Origin of the sequence: Metasolibacillus sp. FSL H7-0170, from assembly GCF_038593115.1 — a bacterium.
GTDB lineage: Bacteria > Bacillota > Bacilli > Bacillales_A > Planococcaceae > Metasolibacillus > Metasolibacillus fluoroglycofenilyticus.
In genome coordinates this window covers 489,562-509,079 of record NZ_CP151964.1, presented here as the reverse complement: position 1 = coordinate 509,079, position 19,518 = coordinate 489,562, and the positions used below count along the sequence as shown (strand labels likewise).

Genomic DNA, 19,518 nt, shown 5'->3' with positions numbered 1-19,518 from the left:
TTCCCGTTATGTTATGATGATTCCCTTTTTTGCATTTTTCCCATTTATAGGATACTAGATTTTAGAATTTCTAGCTGTATGTTTTCAATAAAGAGATAATTTACATTAATTTCAATCCGATTGTTGCGCCTAAAATCATGAAAATAAAGACGATACGTCGCCAGTCCTTCGACTCACCAAAAACAATCATGCCAAGGATTGCACCACCAGCTGCGCCAATGCCTGTCCAAATCGCGTAGGCTGTGCCCATTGGTAATGTTTCCATAGCAACTGCCAGTAATATAAAACTAAGTGCAAATGCACCAACCATATAAATAAAGGATGCGACATTGCGCTTTTGATACATACGGCCAATCATAAAGACGCCTAGCATCTCAAAAAGTCCTGCAAAAATTAATACAATCCAAGCCATTACGCATGCTCCTCCTTATCGCTAGATACAAGTTTAAGCCCAATAACACCCGCTAATAAAATGGCGATTAATAGTAGTTTACCTAACTGCACTGGTTCTCCGAATAACGCCATATCAGCTGTTACAGTTCCTGCAGTCCCTAGTCCAACAAATACTGCGTACACTGTCCCAACCGGCAGCTTACTTCCTGCCTGAATCATTAAGTAAAAGCTTACGATAATGCAAATGACTGTTGCAGTCCATTCAAGTGGCGTAGCTGCATGTTTTAATCCAATTACCCAACCTACCTCAAAAGCTGCTGCAATGATTACTTGAAGCCATGTGAAATTCATAATTAACTCCTCCTTAAAATGACAAAAAACCTGAGAGAACGGCTGTCGAAACAGCTAGTTCTCCCAGGCTTTTATCCTTCCGTGTAACACACATATATTGTGTGCGCCTTCTCTCGGACCAGGCTAGCAAATGCTACGGAACCCTAGAAAGCTTTCTGCAATTATTATCTCACAAAATGATGATTTTGCAAGTTTTTTTCAAAATCTGTGGCACTCGTTGAAAGAAGTTAAACAAAAATATTAATTGTCTGCCCTGAACGCTCGATTTTCCAATTAGATGAAACAAGTGCTGCAATTGCTTTCTCTGTTTCCTCATTTGCTGGTACGTTGTAGGCACCGAATTCTTGCAAATCATAGGTATTTTCTTCAATGCCAAAACGCATGCGCAAAATATTTTTCAAGCCATTGATTGTTAAAAATTTAACTTGATAACCTGTCGTGTATGCTTCTTTAAAAAGTTCCTTATTCGTATTGTAAAGCTGCTGTAATAATGAAAAATCCGATTTCATATCAGCAAATAATGTTAAGTCCTTTTTCTCTAGTTGCTCCGCCACTTGCTCATAGCCGTATTTTGGTCGTAAAGCTTCAATTAAATAAGCTTCCATTAATGAAATTGCCATTTCATCGTGCTCCTTTTTTGTATGTATTTTCAATCCATTTTGTAATATTTTCATCATAGTTTGGATAAGGATAGCCAAGCGCTTGTGCCACTTTACGAGAAGTTTCGCGAAACATTTCGCAGCAAAGCTCAAAAGCGGTCCATGTTTGCGCTATACTTGCCGTTGCATATGTGCTTAACAATCTTTCATATTGTTGTGCTGGTAAATGTTGATGAATAAATTTGTAGTTTTTTCCTACGCTGAAAGAAAAGCCATTTTGAATGCCGATATCCCATGATAACATGCGTAATAGCTCTTGTCTTATATTATGATGCAAATGGTCAACGGCAAATAGAAATTCATTGCGCGCAAGTCCCTTTGCCACATATGTTGCAACGCTCCAAAACTCATTGCAGCAGTCATCGAAGCTTCGAGCGCTAGGCTTAGTGAGCCAGTATTTTTCGTCCGAAGGGACTATTGCTTGCTCGATGTGTCCATCCTTATCGAGTAATACCTCTATTAAGCCATCTGATTTTTGCAAATAACTTGTTAACTCTGTTAGAGGAATCAAGCTTAAATCCACTTTAATCCCATCAGTAAAATACATAATATAAGTAAAATAATTTTCAAATTCCGCAGGGAAAAGCTCCATGTCCTCTGGCTTTTGGACGAAAATAAGCTCACCAAACGCTCGCAGCCAGTCATCATTTTTCAAATAAGAGCTCATATTCGTTACAAAAAAGCTTACATCATAGTCTTGATAACTATCTTTTGGAATAGTATTGTTTGTTCTTGACCCTTCAAGCATTGAAATTCGAATGCGCTCATCCTCTGTAGCAAAATTCGAAAAAATCTGGAACATTTCTGCCTCTGTACGCAAATTATCTCTCCTTTTTGAAAGTTTATTTTTAATTATAGCATTTTACTTGGGTTTTTCCATCCGTGCTGCTCTTTCCTGCAATACCCCTTTTCGTGCATAGCCATATTTTTCGTATAAATCCTCAATGTCTTGCAGTGTATTGTCCATATCCTGCTTAATGGCTGTGTAACGAACATTTGTCGTTGTAACAGAAAAACCTACTTGCTGTGAGACGTATGAAAATAAACGCTCAATCGTTTTAACAGTAATTGGCTCTCCTAATTTATTGCCTAAGCCAAGCCAAATATAATCTACCTCCTGTCCAATAGGAAGTTGCTTTAGCGTTTCCTCCTTATAAAATTGAAGCACATCTAATAACGCCGGCTGTAATGGCAAATCTCGATAGCTTCGTTTCGTTAAAATACGAATAAAATCATTGCGCACATGCGACCACTTCATCCGCACTATCTCGCTTGATTTAATACCAAGCTCAGCAATAACACGCATAATTGTATAATTGCGTAATGCCATCCAGCTTATATCCTTCTGCTCCGCTGTTTCATAGGAAGTGAGCCAAACATGTAGCGCTTGTCGAATTTGCCGTGCAGATAATGTTTGTAATTCCTTTTTCTCAAATGGCAAGGGGCTAAATAAATCATCAGCAAATAATGGGATTACTTCCCTAGCTTGTAAAAAGTGTATAAAGCTTTTTAAGCTAGCTAACTTACGATTTACACTTTGAATTGAAGTGTAATGCAGTTGTAGCCACTGCCGATATGCTTCAATAAGCTCTACTGAAATGATTTCATACTTCTGTTCCTCCATAAATTTCACAAACTGTGCACAATCTAAGCTATACTGCTTCACTGTGAAATTGGATTTCGACTGACCTGCTAAAAATGCTTTAAAACGAGGGATATAAATCGAATAATCTCTCATAATCAGCTCTCCTTGTTAGATTTGGCGTAAAGTAGCTGGTGTTTTGTAAATATTTGATGCGTCAAGTATATTATTTTCTATAAAAAGTGTCGTATAATATGCCATTTATGAAACACATAAACTAGACGGAATGTTTGTTCTCATTATATAAAAGGTTGCTTTATTATTCAACCATGCATATGCTACAAGCAATTACGCCTTGGCGTAGTGATTTTTGTAGAAGTAGCCTTGCTTTTCAGTATAAAAATTACTTGTCCTGCGGTTACTCGTCGCAAAAAAAAATTCTACAAGACATTAATTGCAAAACCTTCGTTCAATATAACGTGTATTCATGTTTTTATGCGTTATTTCGTACTTTCCTCTTATTTTAAGCTATACTTTCATTAATTCAATATGCAGAAATGGAGGGTTGTCCTATGCAAATTCAAACAGTGCGACTACATGAAGAGGACGCAAAAATTATTTATCAGGAAACAGCTGGTTTGGCTATTATTACAATCCACAGACCACAGGCCAAAAATGCACTAACAGCAAAAATGTGGCGAGAGCTAGCCTCCCTTGCCTCACAATCATTACAAAACCCTAAAAATAAAGTGCTTATATTGCGTGGGGCTGGAGAAAATTTTTCCGCTGGCTCAGACATTAAAGAATTTCATACGATGTCACTTGATGAGGCGGAGCAAGCCTTTGTCGAAATGGAGAAAACGATTTCTACTGTGGAACGTCTGCCTCTTCCCGTGCTTGGTGTTATTAATGGCCCTGCGATGGGCGCAGGCTTAGAGCTAGCACTTGCCTGTGATATCCGCATCGGCTCTGATAAGGCGAAAATGGGTATTCCTGTTGGAAAATTAGGCATTACGTTAAATAATCGCTTTGCCAAACGCCTTGTAGACTTAGTAGGCCCTTCTGCCACAAAGGATTTTGTTTTCACAGGACGTACCTATAAAGCGGAAGAAGCATTTCAGTCAGGCATGCTTAATTATTTAGTGGCTGAAAAAGATTTGACAAAATTTATGATTCGCGTAGGTAAGCTTGTTGCTGGCATGTCACCCGACTCATTGCTAGCGGTAAAACAAGCCGTTCAGCAATGCACAGAATCTACACCCGCTTTATGGCAGGACTCTACCCCATTCGTCTCACCAAATGATTTTGCTGAAGGTGTACGCGCCTTCGTGGAAAAACGTCAACCCCAATTTACACGCTAATTCTAATGTGAGGCTGTCTATTTCTAGACAGCCCCAGCACCTTTTATCCCTTTTACAGCTAAAAAGATTCGCTCAGGCTCTAGCTCAAATGTTCGTTGAAAGGCCTCAACAATTTCTTGTTGCAAGCCGCGCAGCTCGGTAATGACATCATAATGAATGGGCCCCTTTAAAACGAGTGTTGCGCTAATTTTAGGAATTGACGCTATATTAAATTGAATTTTTTCCACATGTGCCACTATCGGACTTTTCCCTATAATATGCTGCAATACATCGCGATACACTTGCTTATGAATAGTTAGTGTTTCATAATGAAAATCAGGCTGAACAATCGTCGTTTCACCAACCTTAACAAGATTCCCTACAAAAATCGCACGACCTTTACGTACAAGGCGTTTAAAAAAGTTTTGCTCCACTTGCTCATACGGAATTGGCATAACATGTTGTCCTTTCGTTTGGCGAATAAAGCGGGCGATTTGAATTTCACGAGCAGACCGAATATTTTCTACATAGTAAAAATGAACAATCTGTCCAAGCTGTAATTGCTTAGCGATTTTTTTTGTCATTTTATCTGATGTACCGATAATTAACACCGATGAAAGCTTGGCATCTTTTATCGCAGCTTGTACTTCCCGTCGATGTGCTTCATCTTCAAAAATAGCCCGTCGCACTGCTGTTATTGTATTTTTTTCGAATTTTGCACTCGTTCCTGCTCGCCTTTTGCCATTTATAATAAGCAGGCCATCATCTATAATGCCTTCAATCCCTTTTGTATATGCAAAATGCAAGGCAGATGTACTTTTCCCCGTACCACTTGGTCCGCTTAAAGAGTAAACCTTCATTCGCTCTCCCCCTCCTTTAAAGAATTCTATTTCACATGAACTAAGTTCAAAACCCCCATTTCACTTTATAAAAAATATACACTATTTTTTACGATAATCAATTGCGGCTTAGCTAACTCTAGTCTGGATTCAATCGGTAGCGGGACACTTGCTGAAAGAAGTTAAAATCAATAGATGATAGGATTTGTAGAAAAAAAGAAAAAAAGCGTTTATTATAAATGTATTGGGCTTCTTCAACTCATATAGAAAATTACCATTTCTATCGCAGTATTTCATCTATCATTTCAATGAAGAGAGGTAATTGATTATGAAAAAAATAAACTTATTTATCAGTGCTACTATTGCAGCTACTATTGTGACAGCGCCAATACAAACAGAAGCAGCTACTAAAAAGTTTAGCGATGTTTCACCGAAAAATGATTATTATGACATCATTACAGAGATGACCGCTAAAGAAGTAATTACTGGCTATCCAGACGGAACATTCAAACCAAATGAATTGATGACGCGCAAGCATGCGGCAACTTTAATAAGCCGTGCATTTCCTACACTTCCAGTATATTATAAAGGGATTTCTTTAACCGATGTAAGCAAGGACAATCCTTACTACAAAGATATTAGACGCGTATTAGAAGCAGATATTATTCAACATGTCGATAATTTTGATTTTAGACCGAATGATATTATTACACGAGGCGAAATGGCACGTGCATTAGCGCTAGCCTACAATCTAACAAGCAATGATAAGAAAAGCCCATTAACGGATGTTTCGCCGCAGCTCGCTTCATATGTGGATGCCTTATATGCTAATAATATTACAACAGGCTTTGAGGACAAAACATTCCGTGAAGATAAAGGGCTGACACGTGTACATTTCACTGTTTTTATGTACCGCGCAGCAGAGGCCATTGAAACGAGTGAGGTAATTACTTTTGCGGATTCTAGCAAATTTTCTAGTATGCAAGAAGCAGATTTTCAATATCCTGCAAAATATAAAAATGCGACAGAAGCAACGACAGCCTCTAAAAACTCAGCAGAAAAACTATTTGCCAAAGACAAAAGCTATGAAACAGCCTCAGTTATGCTACAAAATGCCAGGGAATATAATGCGTTTATAGAACTTGCTCAAAAGTCATTCAATAAAACTGCGCAACAATTAGATGAAATACTTTATCAAGTTTATTATACTGGCATAGCCGAAAATCTTGAAACGCAAGACAATCAGCAATGGGTGTTATGGTACGATTATAATGAGAATAAACTAATAAGAGCATTTGTAAAAGAATAACAAAGCGCTGGGCGTGCCTAATAATCCATTTTGGGGCACGCCCAGTGTTCTTCCCTTCAGCGATATATTCTCGTTTAGAAGTATATATACTATTTTCTGAATTCTCGAAATACAAAATGTCTTGTTTGTGCTACAATGAATTGAAGTTTTTAACAGGTTAAAGGAGTGTTCTTTTTGAATATTGAGCCATCATTAAAAATGTCGCTATTTACAGAGGCGATTTTTGGGAAATTAAAAGCATTTGCAGCACAGCAGCAGCGAAAAGGTATGGAAATTATCGATTTAAGCTTAGGCAGTCCAGATATTCCCCCTGCTCCTATGCTGCTTGAACATATGGCACAGCTAGTAGCCAAACCACAATCGTATCGTTACACATTAACAGGTGTACAGGCTTTCAACGAGGCTGTTTGTCGCTACTATGAAAGAGTAAACGGTGTTGCGCTTGATGCACAAACAGAAGTTGTACAAACGATGGGCTCACAGGAAGGATTAGTCCATTTACCAATTGCCTTTTGCAACCCTGGTGATATCGTCTTAACAACGAACCCAGCCTATGTCGCATACGATGCGGGCATTCATTTAGCAGGTGCAACGCCCTATTATATGCCACTTACAAAGGACAATGGGTATTTGCCAGACTTAGCTAGTATTCCAAACGACATTGCAGACAAAGCTAAACTACTTATTTTAAACTTACCGGGCAACCCTGTACCGGCAATGCCTTCTGAGCAATATTTTGAGCAAGTTGTGGCATTTGCTAAAAAGCACAATATCATCGTTTTACACGATGCGGCTTACTCTGAATTTTATTTCACTGGGAATGCTGCGGGAAGCTTTTTAGCAACACCGGGTGCAAAAGAGGTCGGCTTAGAAATTAATTCTTTATCAAAAAGCTTTAGCCTTGCAGGTGCACGCATTGCTTATATTGTAGGCAATGCAAATATGATTGGCATTGTTAAGCAGCTTAAATCAAATTTAGATTTTGGTATTTTCGAGCCGATTCAGCTAACTGCTGCACTCGCCCTAGACCATGCAGAGGAAATTACAGCAAGCTTACGCACGACATTTGCAGAGCGACACCGTGTATTAATGACTGGGCTTCAGCAAATTGGCTGGGAGGTAGCACCTTCCAATGGCGGAATGTTCGTCTGGGCAAAGCACCCATATAAGATGACAAGCGAGGAATTCGCCTTTAAAGCCATTGAAGAGACTGGTGTTGTGATGGTTCCTGGCACCGTATTCGGTAAGGCTGGCGAGGGGTATATGCGCCTAGCACTTGTACAAGATGTAGAATTACTAGCGCAAGCTGTTGAAAAGCTTCGCGCTATCTAATTAAGTCTACCTTAAGCATGTTTTAGCGAATATTTAATATAGAAGACGGGGCTGTTCGAAAAATGTCTATTTTTTCGAACAGCCCCTTTTATGATGAAATTCGCTACTCCTCGTACATATCCTCTTCAGTCGTTTGGAAACGATTGTAGCGCTTTTTAAACACTTGATAAATATGTGTCACTAGCACTTTAATTAACGCATAAGCTGGTATCCCTAAAATAACACCTGGAACGCTGAATAAGGAGCCTGCTGTTAATAACACGAAAATAATAGTAATTGGATGGATGCTCAATGATTTGCCCATAATTTGTGGCGAAATAAACTTCCCTTCAATTAATTGTACAATCGTCCAGACAGCCGCAAGCTTTAAAATCATAAACGGTGAATCAGAGACAATAGCAATAATTGCAGCAGGTGTAATCGCGATAACAGGGCCTAAATATGGTACGACACTCGTCACCATCGCCAGTACCCCTAACAGTAATGCATAGTCTAAGCCGATAATTAGGAAGCCGATTGTTACCATCGCCCCAATGCAAATAGACACTAAAATTTGCCCTTGAATATAGGAGCTAATTTGCTTGTCCATATCGTGTAATACTTCACCTACGAATTTTCGCATGCTCGGCGGAGTAAGACGCACGATAAACTTCGGCATTTTTTCGCCCTCATATAATAAATAAAACAAGATGAATGGCACTATAACAAGTGATAGCACAAGACCTGTCAAAGCAGAAACAAATCCGGTAATTCCCGATGCAACACTTGTAGCAAAGCCTGTTGCCAAATCCTTTACTTGCGTCACAATATCATCCGTCAAGCTTGTAATCATTTGATCGTAATCAAAATTAATTCTCGCAAAGTATTCAGCTAGCCGTGAATTATTCAGCCATGAAACAATATTTTCAACAAATGCCATAAAATACGCTGGAAACTCATTCATTAAATTTGTGAACTGGTCGCGTAAAAATGGATAAATTAATACGATTGTTAATGCTAAAGCACCGATTGCAACTAAATAAATAATTAAAATCGCCCATATTTTAGAAATATTCCATCGCATTAATAAACGTAAAAATGGTCGTGTTAAATAATACAGTATAACGCCAAGCACCCCTGGCAAAATAACGACCTCAAATAATACACGAAGTGGCTGGAAAATAAATGAGATTTTATCATAAATAAAAATAACACAGCCGACAATTAACAAGATAAGAAGTAAGAACAATAAGTTTTTTCCGCCTAAAAAGCGGATGAAACGTGTCGAAAAGAAATTCGAAGTTTCTTGCGGTAGCTGCTTATTTTGCATATTTGTTTTTCCCTGCTCCAAAAAACCACCCCTGCTAATTGTCAAATTTTAAGAAAATTGCTACAGCACAAGCTTATCCTAGATGCTGCTCAAACATTAAACATACACTTTCTTATTTTTCAAAAAAGATATCTGTGCAGCTATTCTAGCATGAATTAGCTGCTTATTTCATCTGTAAAAACTCATGTAGCAAAGCTTGATTTTGCTGCTGATCGATTTCTAAAACAGAGCCTGCATGCTGATACGAGTTAAATGTATATGTTCCCTCGACAGGAATCGTCATCTTTTCGATTTCTACGCCACCACCTGCTGCTATAGATAGCGCCATTTTTAACTCCTGTGCAGATGTTAAATCAGTAGTCATATAGCCTTGTGCTGCACCGATAAATTTCGGTAAATTTTTGGCATTTGCTGGTGATAATAGCTCGCTCTTTAATGCATCCATCACCTTTTGTTGACGAGCAACACGCCCAAAATCACCTTCTGCATCTTGTCTAAAGCGTGCATAGCCTAACAATTCCTTGCCATTTAGCTGCTGCGTACCTTGCTTTAATGAAACTCCAATATATGCCGACATATCCTTTTCGACATCCATCGTAATACCATTTGGCGCTAAAATATCAATTAGCGCTTCAAAACTTTTAAAATCAATGACTGCATAATGATGAATAGGCACTTCAAACATTGCATTTAACGTATCTTTTAATAATTGCACACCGCCTAAGTAGTAGGCTGTATTCAGCTTATAGGATTGATAGCCCGGAATGTCTGCATAAATATCACGCATAAATGAGACAAGCTTTATATCATTCGTGTCATGATTCCATGATAATAGCATCATCGTATCTGTACGCGACTTCTCCTCTCCCCGACTATCGACACCTAAAATTAAAAAGTTTTCAATCTCTCCTTTTTTTGCATCCGCTACAAAGTCTTGCTCAGGTAGCTTTGTTTCACTCGCAAGATTTTGTCCACTGCGATATTGCTGAACACTATAAGCAACTGCTCCTAATAGCAATGCGATAATTATTAGAAAAATAAACCTTCCTGTACGAAATTTTTTTCGTTTATGTCGTGTTTGTCGTCGTTCAAGCTGCTCCATAAAATTCTCCTTTAGAGTCGTCCGAAAAGCGAATGCTTCGCACTACTTTTTGAACGTTTTATTAATATTTCATTAAAATCACTCACTATTTAAAAAGTAAGTAACTCGTTTTAAAAGCTATAAACTCTTAAACTAACAGCATTCTTGTAAATTTAAAATAAGTGAAAGTCTTTTTCACTAAACCAAAGATGCGTTAGTCTATTCGGACAGTCCTCCCTTATTATACTGTTTCCGTATAAATTTTAACATCTTTCAGCAATTTTTTTGCGACGAGTAACCGCAGGAGCACATCTTTTCTGCGACGAGTAAACGCAGGCTAAGGAGGCAAGTACAAAATTTTAAAGAAAAGTTGATAGATTCGCTGTTTGCAATCATGTCAAACATTCTATTTTCCTTTTTGAAACGGCCATATTTTTAATAAAACAAAACGAATCTTCTGAAAAGAAATTTACTGTCCTCCTTTACAGACGTCCTACCAGTTCAAAAGGTTGTCGATAGTTTTTCGCGCATGATACAATACAGGCTATGAGAAGGAGGAATATAGATGGAAAAAGCAACATTTGCCGGCGGCTGTTTTTGGTGCATGGTTAAGCCTTTTGAAGAGTGGGACGGCATACATAAAGTAACAAGCGGCTATATGGGTGGTCATATTGATAATCCAACATATGAAGATGTGAAGGCTGGGCAATCTGGGCATTTAGAGGTTGTTCAAATCGAATTTGATCCAAGCATATTTAGCTATGAACAATTGCTTGAAATTTACTGGATGCAAATTGATCCGACAGATGCAGGCGGACAGTTTCATGACCGAGGTGAATCTTATTCAACAGCGATTTTTACACATAGCAAAGAGCAGCGCGAGCAGGCAGAAAATTCGAAGGCGGCCCTTGCTGCAAGCGGTCGCTTCAGTAAACCAATCGTCACAGCCATTCGAGACGCAGCAACTTTCTATGAAGCTGAAGATTATCACCAAGATTACTATAAAAAAGAGTCGCAGCATTACAAGGAAGACCGCGCAAAATCAGGGCGCGATGAATTTATTAACACACATTGGCAAAAGTAAAGGATGTGGCTACTTTGAACAGCACAAACGCAACACGTGCTGCGCTAAAATTCGCGTTTCCCCAAACGGTTCCCATTTTAGCGGGCTTTTTATTTTTAGGCATCGCCTATGGAATTTTTATGAATTCTCTAGGCTTCCATGCCATTTATCCGATTTTAATGAGCCTCTTTATTTTCGCAGGCTCAATGGAGTTTGTGGCAGCGAATCTACTGCTTATTTCCTTTAATCCACTTAGCGCCTTTTTCTTAACGCTAATGGTCAATGCAAGACATTTATTTTACGGTATTTCCATGTTAGATAAATACGGTCAGTCTGGTCATAAAAAATGGTATCTCATATACGGTATGTGTGATGAATCTTTTGCTATCAATAGCACGCTGAATATTCCGAATAATCTTGATAAAGGAAAGGTCATGCTATTCGTCACACTGTTAAATCAAATTTATTGGGTGGCTGGTGCAACAATTGGGGGTGTTTTCGGTTCGTTCATTACCTTTAATACAGAGGGCTTGGAATTTGTAATGACCGCTCTATTCGTCGTTATTTTTTTAGAACATTGGTTAAATACAAAGCAGCACTATAGTGCAATGCTAGGACTCTTGCTATCGGCGATTTCGCTAGCCGTTTTCGGTGGTGAACGCTTTATCATCCCTGCAATGCTGGCAATTTTAGGTGTTTTAACACTACTTCGTCCAACATTACAAAAGGAAAAGAGGACTGCCCTATGACAATTACACAGCAAATTATAACAGTTGGGGTCGTTGTAATTGGTACGATGCTCACACGTTTTTTACCCTTTTTCATTTTCCCAGCTAATAAACCGACTCCCGTCTACATCCAATATCTTGGCAAAGTGTTACCTGCTGCCGTTATCGGTATGCTCATTATTTATTGCTTTAAAGATGTCAGCTTTTTTTCTAATCGTCATGGATTGCCTGAAATTTTAGCGGTAATTCTTGTCGTCTCCCTGCATCTTTGGAAAAGAAGCATGCTATTATCTATCGCAGCAGGCACATGCTTCTATATGGTACTTGTGCAGTATGTCTTTTAGGAGGCAGAAATCTGAAAAAGCTACAAACAGGGGAAACATTTAAAATCACTGATAGCAAGGAGCTGTCCCAAAATGACTTTTCAGACGGCTCCTTGCACTAAGAATTGTGACAGCTCTTGGTTACTACCACAAATTTAGCGAAAAGCGCTAATGTGGTAGGTACATATTAACCATAGTTGCCAGCAGTCAATTGAAGGACATTGATTGATGGCATTTTTGATAAGGAGATTCTTTCATAATGAAGCTTATTAACCCTCATACCGAGCTTATGTTGAGTGCACAGAGAGCTCTATTTTTAGCCATTACCAAAAATACAAAAGCCATTTACGCTAAAATCGAGAATAACCATTTAATATGGAAAGTCTTTTTTGATGAAGAGCCTTCAGAAAATGAAAAAGACTTATTAAGTATTGCAGCGACAGAAGTAATAGCAGATTTCCCAGATATTATTTCATGTGAGGAGCATTTTCTTCATCACCCTGCACCGATTAGTTTCAAAAATGAAGTCCACTATCATTGGCCCTATGCAAGACTAAATGATTAAAATTAAAACCATATGACAGCGAATTTTCACTCGCGTCATATGATTTCAGTTAACATAATATTATTATTTATATAAATTTGTAATTGTAGCTGGATATGATGTTCTTATTTTAGCAGGCGTTTGGACACTAGCAGCAGCCTAAAGAAACTAAACATTCGCCGTCTCAAACATGATAATCGCTTCAATAAATTGTGCACCGTATTTTTTAAGTTTGCTCTCCCCTACGCCACTAATCGCTAAAAATTCCACTTCATTTTGCGGGCGTTTTGCGCACATATCATGCAATGTTTTATCTGAAAAGACAACAAACGGTGGCACGCCTTCTTCTTTAGCAATCACCATACGTACAGCTCGAAGCTCTTCAAATAGCGGGTCTTTATCATGGGCAACTTGCACAGAGGATGCTTGTCTGCGATAAACGCGTTGCTTGCCTAGCAATACCTCTTTGCCTCGTTCTGCGACAAAAATTGTCGGAAATTGCCCGTTACTAACAGCGATTAATTGCTCTGCAATTAAAAACTCGATAAAGTTAGCCACATCCTTTGCTGACATTGCCTTTAAAATACCATATGTCGGCAATCTATCAAAGCGCAGCTCACTTACCTTTTTATTACGGGAGCCTGCTAGCACCTGTGCTGTAATTGTTTTACCAAATTTTTGCCCCATACGCACAATACAAGATAAGACCTTTTGCGCATCCTCTGTTACATCTTCTTTCGGTCGTGTATCTGCACAATTGCTACATTGCCCACAAGCTTCAGCATCTTTCTCCCCAAAATACTCGATAATATAGCCCTGTAGGCAGCTTTCTGTGTGACAATAATCGACCATTTGCTGCAGCTTTGTGAGCTCCATCGGGATGCGAGTTCTATCCTGGGCTTGATCAATTAAAAAGCGCTGTGTCTGCTCATCACTAGAGGCATATAATAAAATGCATTCACTTGGCAAGCCATCCCGTCCTGCCCGTCCTGCCTCTTGATAATAGCTTTCCATATTTCGTGGCATTTGGTAATGTAACACGAAGCGCACATTTGTTTTATTAATCCCCATTCCAAATGCATTTGTCGCCACCATCACTTGTGCCTCATCACGTAAAAAGCGATTTTGCTCCTGCGCGCGTGAAACCTCATCCATGCCACCGTGATATTTTGCTACCCGCACGCCCATTTTTACAAGCTGCTCGTACAATGAATCAACGGATTTTCTTGTTGCGGCATAAATAATACCAGCTTCATTCCTTGCATTTTTTAAAAACTCTTTCACATACGCATCCCTGCTAATAGCAGACTGCACAGAAAAACGCAGATTATCTCTGGCAAAGCCTGTAATAAAGGTATGCTCATCCTGAATCGATAGCGTCCCTCGAATATCCTCACAAACTGCTGGCGTTGCAGTAGCAGTTAAGGCAATAACGGTTGGGCGCTCTGGCCAAAGCTGTAAAATGTTGTGGATATTGCGATAGCTCGGACGAAAATCATGCCCCCATTGCGAAATACAGTGTGCCTCATCGACAGCGATGAGCGGCACTTTAATCGTCGCTAATGTTTGACAAAAATAATCATTGTCTAGGCGCTCTGGTGCAATATAAAGCATTTTTATTCGACCATTGCGCACATCGCGTAAAACATCTTGCACTTCCTCCATCGATTGGGAGCTATTTAAAAAGGCTGCAGGTACACCACTTGCGACTAGCATATCGACCTGGTCTTTCATAAGCGAAATAAGCGGCGAGATAACGATAGTCGTTCCTTCTAATGAAAGTGCTGGAATCTGGTAGCAAAGTGATTTTCCACCCCCTGTCGGCATCACAACGAGCGTGTCTATCCCATCCAACACTTGTGCGATTGCCTGCTCCTGACCTATGCGAAAGGATGCATAGCCAAAATATGTTTGTAAATGCTTTTTTGCTTCTTGCATCTTCAAAACTTTCAACAAACCTCCCTTAGTTTACATAATAATTTTATGTGCATATTTGCTTGTAGCAAGTAATTTCTCTTCATCAATGCCTGTTGCAATGCCCATTTTATGCATAAGCTCTACTAGCTTATTTGTCGATATATTGCCTGTTGCACCTGGAGAAAACGGACAGCCACCTAACCCACCAACTGAGCTATCAAAAGCTGTAATTCCTGCCTGCAGCGCGGCAATGGTGTTGGCGTAAGCGAAGCCATTTGTATCATGGAAATGAGCGATAAATTTAGTATTCGGATAATCCTCTCTCAATCTAGTAAAGCGCTCATAGACAATTTTTGGCGTTGCTTGACCATTTGTGTCCCCAATGGAAATCTCATCAACACCATGCTGAACAAAATGGCTTACAACACGTGCTACTTGCTCGTATGAAATGGCGCCTTCATACGGACAGCTAAAGCACATCGATACATAGCCACGCACGAATAAACCTTGCTCTTTAGCTATGCGAAACATTTCTTCACATTCCTGCAAAGAATCAGCAATAGAGCGTCTAATATTGCGCTCATTAAAAGTTTCACTCGCTCCGACAAAAACGGCAATTTGCTGTACCCCTGCTGCCAATGCCATTTCTAACGCTTTCATATTCGGTGTCAATACGAGAAAATCAAGACCCAAGCTTTTCGAGAAAGCAACAATTTCTTGCGCATCCGCCATTTGTGGTACAGCCCTTGGATGTACAAACGAAGCCGTTTCAATGCGTCTTACCCCTGTTTTAACAAGCTGTTCAATTAGCTTCTTTTTTTGCTCTGTCGGCACAAATTGCGCTTCATTTTGCAAGCCGTCTCTCGGTCCTACCTCAGTTATTTCTACCATTTTCGGAAAATGCATAGTTTCCCCACCCCTTATTCACATATACTATAACCTTAACCGAAAATAGGCTTTATGAAAAGTGGTGCAGCAGTTCACTTTTCATAAAGAGATTTGCCCTTATATTAGGAGGGATTTTTAAACAATTGATTTAGAACCTTTTCGGTGTAGTAGTATCTTAATTCGCCGGATACTTTAGCCAAGCATCGTATTGGTTACGAGCGGTTTATGGCGTTCTTAGAATAAAATTAAGCTTTATTGTTTCTTTTGTTGATTGCAAAAACAGTAAGTAATAATGCAGCGATTAAAATGATATAAATGGCTTTCGTATACAAATGACTTCGTGTTATATCGTAAATGAAGCCGATTAATAAAGGAATGATTGCACTCATCATAAAGCCCCCTGACATTACCATCGAGCTCCATGCATTTGCCTCCTCATTATTACGCGCTTCATTTAATGGAAGTGTTAATGCGAGTGGAAATAAACCACCTAGTGTCACTCCTAACAGCATCGCCCCTCCCCAAATCGCACTATTTGTACCGATAAATAAGCAGCTAGCCCCAATACCACCGACTGCTAGTAATATAAATAGCCAAAAAATCGTGCTTGGATATTTCGCGAGTGCGCTCGGCAATAGCGCATTGGTTGTTAGTTGAACGAGTGACATCACTGTTAAAACCGCCCCTGCTGTGACAATTGAAAATCCATGCGCTATCGCAACAGGCGCTAGCCAAGTTGTTAGTGAAAAGAATAGTGATGCTTGCAAACCAAAAAATAATAATAAAAGCCACGCTTTCTTTGTCTTCCACGGATTACGAATTTCTAACGACAGTGCAGCAAATAACGTTGCTCCCTCATCCCGCTTTATCGCAAATAACCAAAAAACGATTGCGATAATAGCAAGGATGCCCCAAATACCTAAAGCGATTGGCCATTCCTCGAAATATTTATAAAAAACAGCAGTAAAGCCTGCGCTTAATGCTGCCCCTGCCCCCATCGCCAAGGAATAAATGCTCACAACTGCAGCTACCTTATGCGGAAAGTATAATTTAATAAAGGTATTGAGCATCGGGCTAATAATGGCAATGGCGAAGCCGACTAGCAAGCTTGTTATAAGTAACATGCTGTAGCTTGCTGCAAACATACGAATAAATGTCGCAACACCAATTAAGGCAACGAGCATAGTAACCGCTAAACGATAGTCAAAGCGCCTTTGCATAGGTACGGCAAGCGGTGCAAATAATCCCATACAGAAAATAGGTATTGCCGTTAACAAGCTTACCTGTGTGCTTGAAATAGATAAATCCGTGCGAATGCTATTCAATACTGGTCCAATTGATGTAATCGAAGGGCGCAAATTTAATGCTACGATAAAAATCGCAATGATAATCAAAACATCTTTCCACTTCACTCAAATTCCTCATTTCCTTAACGACTCTCTTAGTAAGTTAAGCATAAACTTTACGTCATTTCTACTCGCTATCATTTTTACTTCTTCATTTCTTTTATTTCTAAGTTGCGTTATAATAGAAAGTATTGTGTACAAATAAGAGCATTATGCTCGCTGTTTAATTTGAAGGAGGAAGCTTACATGATTCAAGTAAGTGGTGTTGGTTTACGTTATGGCGATCGTAAACTATTTGAAGACGTAAATATTAAATTCACACCTGGGAACTGTTACGGTTTGATTGGTGCGAATGGTGCTGGAAAATCAACGTTTATAAAAATTTTAGCTGGTGATATCGAGCCGCAAGAAGGCCATGTATCAATGGGCAAGGACGAGCGTTTATCGGTATTAAAGCAAAATCATTTTGAATACGATGAATATACAGTTTTAGATACTGTCATTATGGGTAATAAACGCCTTTATGAAGTAATGAAGGAAAAAGACGCTATTTATGCAAAGGAAGAGTTTTCAGATGAAGATGGCATGCGTGCTGCGGAACTTGAAGGTGAATTTGCAGAAATGAATGGTTGGGTAGCGGAATCAGATGCGGCAACGCTATTAAATGGCTTAGGCATCGGTGACGATATTCACTATTCAAAAATGGCTGACTTAGAAGGTGCTGAAAAGGTCAAAGTGTTACTTGCACAAGCATTGTTCGGTGAGCCAGATGTATTATTACTTGACGAGCCTACTAACCACCTTGACTTAAAGGCAATTCAATGGCTAGAGGAATTTTTAATTAACTTTGAGCATACAGTTATCGTTGTCTCGCATGACCGTCATTTCTTAAATAAAGTATGTACGCATATTGCAGACCTTGACTTTGGTAAAATCCAATTATACGTTGGTAACTATGATTTCTGGTATGAATCAAGTCAACTAGCTCAAAAAATGATGTCTGATCAAAATGCGAAAAAAGAAGAGAAAATTAAAGAATTAAAAGAGTTTATCGCTCGTTTCTCTGCAAACGCATCGAAATCGAAGCAAGCAACTTCACGTAAGAAAATGTTAGATAAAATCGAGTTAGATGATATTCGTCCATCTAGCCGAAAATATCCATTTATCAACTTCCAAATCGGACGCGACATCGGCAATGATGTGCTAACGGTTGAAGGGCTTTCTGCTTCCTTGGACGGTGAAATATTATTCAAAGACCTTCGTTTCTCAATGAATAAAGAGGACAAAATTGTCTTCCTAGGTAGCCCAAATGCCAAAACGGCATTATTTGATATTTTAACAGAAAATGCGGAGCCAGAAAGCGGTACATTCAAATGGGGTGTCACAACATCTCAAAGCTATTTTGAAAACGACCATGATAAATACTTCACTGGTACTGAAAAAACATTGGTTGATTGGTTACGCCAATACTCACCAGAGGACGAAACGGAAAGCTTCTTACGCGGCTTCCTAGGTCGTATGCTATTCTCAGGTGAAGAAGTGAAAAAATCCCCTTCTGTTTTATCAGGAGGCGAAAAAGTTCGTTGTATGCTATCAAAAATGATGCTAGCTAACTCTAATGTATTAATTTTAGATGAGCCGACGAACCATTTGGACCTTGAGTCTATTCAAGCGCTAAACGAAGGTTTAATTCGCTTTAAAGGGGCTATGTTATTCACATCACATGACCACCAATTCATCCAAACAATTGCCAACCGCGTAATTGAAATTCGCGAAGATGGGTCAATTTTAGATAAGCAATTAACATACGACGAATTCCTTGAATGGAAAGATAGCCAAGGTTTAAACTAGTCCATCTATTCATATGATAATCGCTCAAAACATTGATATAACGGCTTTTTTAAACAATTGATAATTTATTTACTATCCAAACACCTCCATATAAAATCGTTCTATTTGGGGACGAATTGGGGAGATTTTAGGGCATATCAAACGGGCAGTTATAAGGTAAAAAAGGCTTCTCTCTCAATGGAGAAGTCTTTTTTCATGAAAACAATTTCAAAAGATATCTTCCATAGTCATATTGGGTATTCGCCATTATAGTTGGGAAACCTCCCCTTCAATCTCCTTTTTAGCCAATTATAAGCATCTATAAATTTTGGATAGATAAACTCGGGCTTCCCTATCAAACAACTTTCATCCGGTATTTCCTTCCATATGTTGATTAGTGTTAACCTAAAATTATCACGTCCTGTGAGAACGGTTAACTGACCTGCATCACGTAGGCTTCCTTCTAAATTTGTGACATCCACCGAAAGCTTTCGATGTGGGCCACTCAGTCGTTATCTCAGATTGCGATGTTCTTAGACTAAGTTCCTATGATTCATTCTGACACCTATAGAGACGGGAGTCTTCTGTACCTGTCGCCTTACTATCGGTACAAATAAAATTTATCGCTACGCTTGCCGCACAAAAAAACTTGAAAGAAACATCCTTTCAAGTTTTTTCTTTTTA

Annotated in this window: 19 protein-coding genes and 1 riboswitch; of the genes, 8 read left to right on the top strand and 11 right to left on the bottom strand. The window is 39.1% G+C overall.

Annotation, left to right across the window (positions count from 1 at the left end):
- Positions 1-100 precede the first annotated feature (100 nt).
- From MHH70_RS02385 to MHH70_RS02365, 5 genes are all read right to left on the bottom strand, one after another.
- Positions 101-412: a multidrug efflux SMR transporter gene (locus MHH70_RS02385; RefSeq protein ID WP_342472452.1), complete on the bottom strand. Its 312-nt coding sequence runs from the start codon at positions 410-412 to the stop codon at positions 101-103.
- Positions 412-744 (bottom strand): SMR family transporter, encoded by a 333-nt coding sequence (locus MHH70_RS02380; protein ID WP_066163053.1) that lies wholly within the window; start codon positions 742-744, stop codon positions 412-414. Before MHH70_RS02380 ends, MHH70_RS02385 begins: the two co-directional genes overlap by 1 nt.
- Positions 745-802: 58 nt before the next feature.
- A riboswitch (guanidine-I (ykkC/yxkD leader) is annotated at positions 803-902 on the bottom strand.
- 69 nt (positions 903-971) lie between these two features.
- On the bottom strand, positions 972-1,364 hold the full coding sequence (locus MHH70_RS02375) for a hypothetical protein (protein ID WP_066163051.1): 393 nt from the start codon (positions 1,362-1,364) through the stop codon (positions 972-974).
- A 1-nt stretch (position 1,365) separates the two neighbouring features.
- A complete protein-coding gene (gene ant(6) / locus MHH70_RS02370; protein WP_342472451.1) occupies positions 1,366-2,223 on the bottom strand; it encodes an aminoglycoside 6-adenylyltransferase in 858 nt (285 codons plus the stop codon).
- Positions 2,224-2,265: 42 nt separating this feature from the next.
- Positions 2,266-3,141, bottom strand: coding sequence for a site-specific integrase (locus MHH70_RS02365; protein ID WP_342472450.1), 876 nt, complete (start codon positions 3,139-3,141; stop codon positions 2,266-2,268).
- Between the two features lie 416 nt (positions 3,142-3,557).
- Here MHH70_RS02365 and MHH70_RS02360 point away from each other — a divergent pair, with 416 nt between their 5' ends.
- Positions 3,558-4,346: an enoyl-CoA hydratase/isomerase family protein gene (locus tag MHH70_RS02360; protein WP_066163047.1), complete on the top strand. Its 789-nt coding sequence runs from the start codon at positions 3,558-3,560 to the stop codon at positions 4,344-4,346.
- A 23-nt stretch (positions 4,347-4,369) separates the two neighbouring features.
- Here the strand turns inward: MHH70_RS02360 and MHH70_RS02355 are convergent, their stop codons facing one another.
- The gene (locus MHH70_RS02355; protein WP_342472449.1) at positions 4,370-5,185 is read right to left on the bottom strand and encodes a hypothetical protein; all 816 of its coding nucleotides are present in this window, start codon (positions 5,183-5,185) and stop codon (positions 4,370-4,372) included.
- 307 nt (positions 5,186-5,492) lie between these two features.
- Here MHH70_RS02355 and MHH70_RS02350 point away from each other — a divergent pair, with 307 nt between their 5' ends.
- Both MHH70_RS02350 and MHH70_RS02345 read left to right on the top strand, forming a co-directional pair.
- Complete coding sequence (locus MHH70_RS02350) at positions 5,493-6,473, top strand: S-layer homology domain-containing protein (RefSeq protein ID WP_342472448.1); 981 nt, start codon at positions 5,493-5,495, stop codon at positions 6,471-6,473.
- A 174-nt stretch (positions 6,474-6,647) separates the two neighbouring features.
- Positions 6,648-7,805, top strand: a complete 1,158-nt coding sequence (locus MHH70_RS02345) for an aminotransferase class I/II-fold pyridoxal phosphate-dependent enzyme (protein WP_342472447.1) — start codon at positions 6,648-6,650, stop codon at positions 7,803-7,805.
- A 103-nt stretch (positions 7,806-7,908) separates the two neighbouring features.
- Here MHH70_RS02345 and MHH70_RS02340 read toward each other — a convergent pair whose 3' ends face one another.
- Positions 7,909-9,114: an AI-2E family transporter gene (locus MHH70_RS02340; RefSeq protein WP_342473149.1), complete on the bottom strand. Its 1,206-nt coding sequence runs from the start codon at positions 9,112-9,114 to the stop codon at positions 7,909-7,911.
- A gap of 163 nt (positions 9,115-9,277) precedes the next feature.
- Positions 9,278-10,216 carry an LCP family protein gene (locus tag MHH70_RS02335; RefSeq protein WP_342472446.1) on the bottom strand — a complete coding sequence of 313 codons (939 nt, stop codon included), beginning with the start codon at positions 10,214-10,216 and terminating at the stop codon, positions 9,278-9,280.
- Between the two features lie 544 nt (positions 10,217-10,760).
- Here MHH70_RS02335 and msrA point away from each other — a divergent pair.
- The 4 genes from msrA (at position 10,761) to MHH70_RS02315 (ending at position 12,874) form a co-directional block, all read left to right on the top strand.
- On the top strand, positions 10,761-11,279 hold the full coding sequence (gene msrA / locus MHH70_RS02330) for a peptide-methionine (S)-S-oxide reductase MsrA (protein WP_342472445.1): 519 nt from the start codon (positions 10,761-10,763) through the stop codon (positions 11,277-11,279).
- 14 nt (positions 11,280-11,293) lie between these two features.
- Positions 11,294-12,007, top strand: a complete 714-nt coding sequence (locus MHH70_RS02325) for an AzlC family ABC transporter permease (protein WP_066163023.1) — start codon at positions 11,294-11,296, stop codon at positions 12,005-12,007.
- Positions 12,004-12,330, top strand: coding sequence for a branched-chain amino acid transporter permease (locus MHH70_RS02320; protein WP_342472444.1), 327 nt, complete (start codon positions 12,004-12,006; stop codon positions 12,328-12,330). Before MHH70_RS02325 ends, MHH70_RS02320 begins: the two co-directional genes overlap by 4 nt.
- A 238-nt stretch (positions 12,331-12,568) precedes the next feature.
- Positions 12,569-12,874 (top strand): hypothetical protein, encoded by a 306-nt coding sequence (locus tag MHH70_RS02315; RefSeq protein WP_342472443.1) that lies wholly within the window; start codon positions 12,569-12,571, stop codon positions 12,872-12,874.
- 147 nt (positions 12,875-13,021) lie between these two features.
- On the opposite strand, the gene recQ is transcribed toward MHH70_RS02315, so the two are convergent.
- The 3 genes from recQ to MHH70_RS02300 form a co-directional block, all read right to left on the bottom strand.
- Positions 13,022-14,791 carry a DNA helicase RecQ gene (gene recQ, locus MHH70_RS02310; RefSeq protein WP_066163012.1) on the bottom strand — a complete coding sequence of 590 codons (1,770 nt, stop codon included), beginning with the start codon at positions 14,789-14,791 and terminating at the stop codon, positions 13,022-13,024.
- A gap of 30 nt (positions 14,792-14,821) precedes the next feature.
- A complete protein-coding gene (locus MHH70_RS02305; RefSeq protein WP_107942765.1) occupies positions 14,822-15,676 on the bottom strand; it encodes a hydroxymethylglutaryl-CoA lyase in 855 nt (284 codons plus the stop codon).
- Between the two features lie 227 nt (positions 15,677-15,903).
- Positions 15,904-17,070 (bottom strand): MFS transporter, encoded by a 1,167-nt coding sequence (locus MHH70_RS02300; protein WP_066163006.1) that lies wholly within the window; start codon positions 17,068-17,070, stop codon positions 15,904-15,906.
- A 180-nt stretch (positions 17,071-17,250) separates the two neighbouring features.
- Here MHH70_RS02300 and MHH70_RS02295 point away from each other — a divergent pair, with 180 nt between their 5' ends.
- Positions 17,251-18,855 (top strand): ATP-binding cassette domain-containing protein, encoded by a 1,605-nt coding sequence (locus tag MHH70_RS02295; RefSeq protein ID WP_066163003.1) that lies wholly within the window; start codon positions 17,251-17,253, stop codon positions 18,853-18,855.
- Positions 18,856-19,518 lie beyond the last annotated feature (663 nt).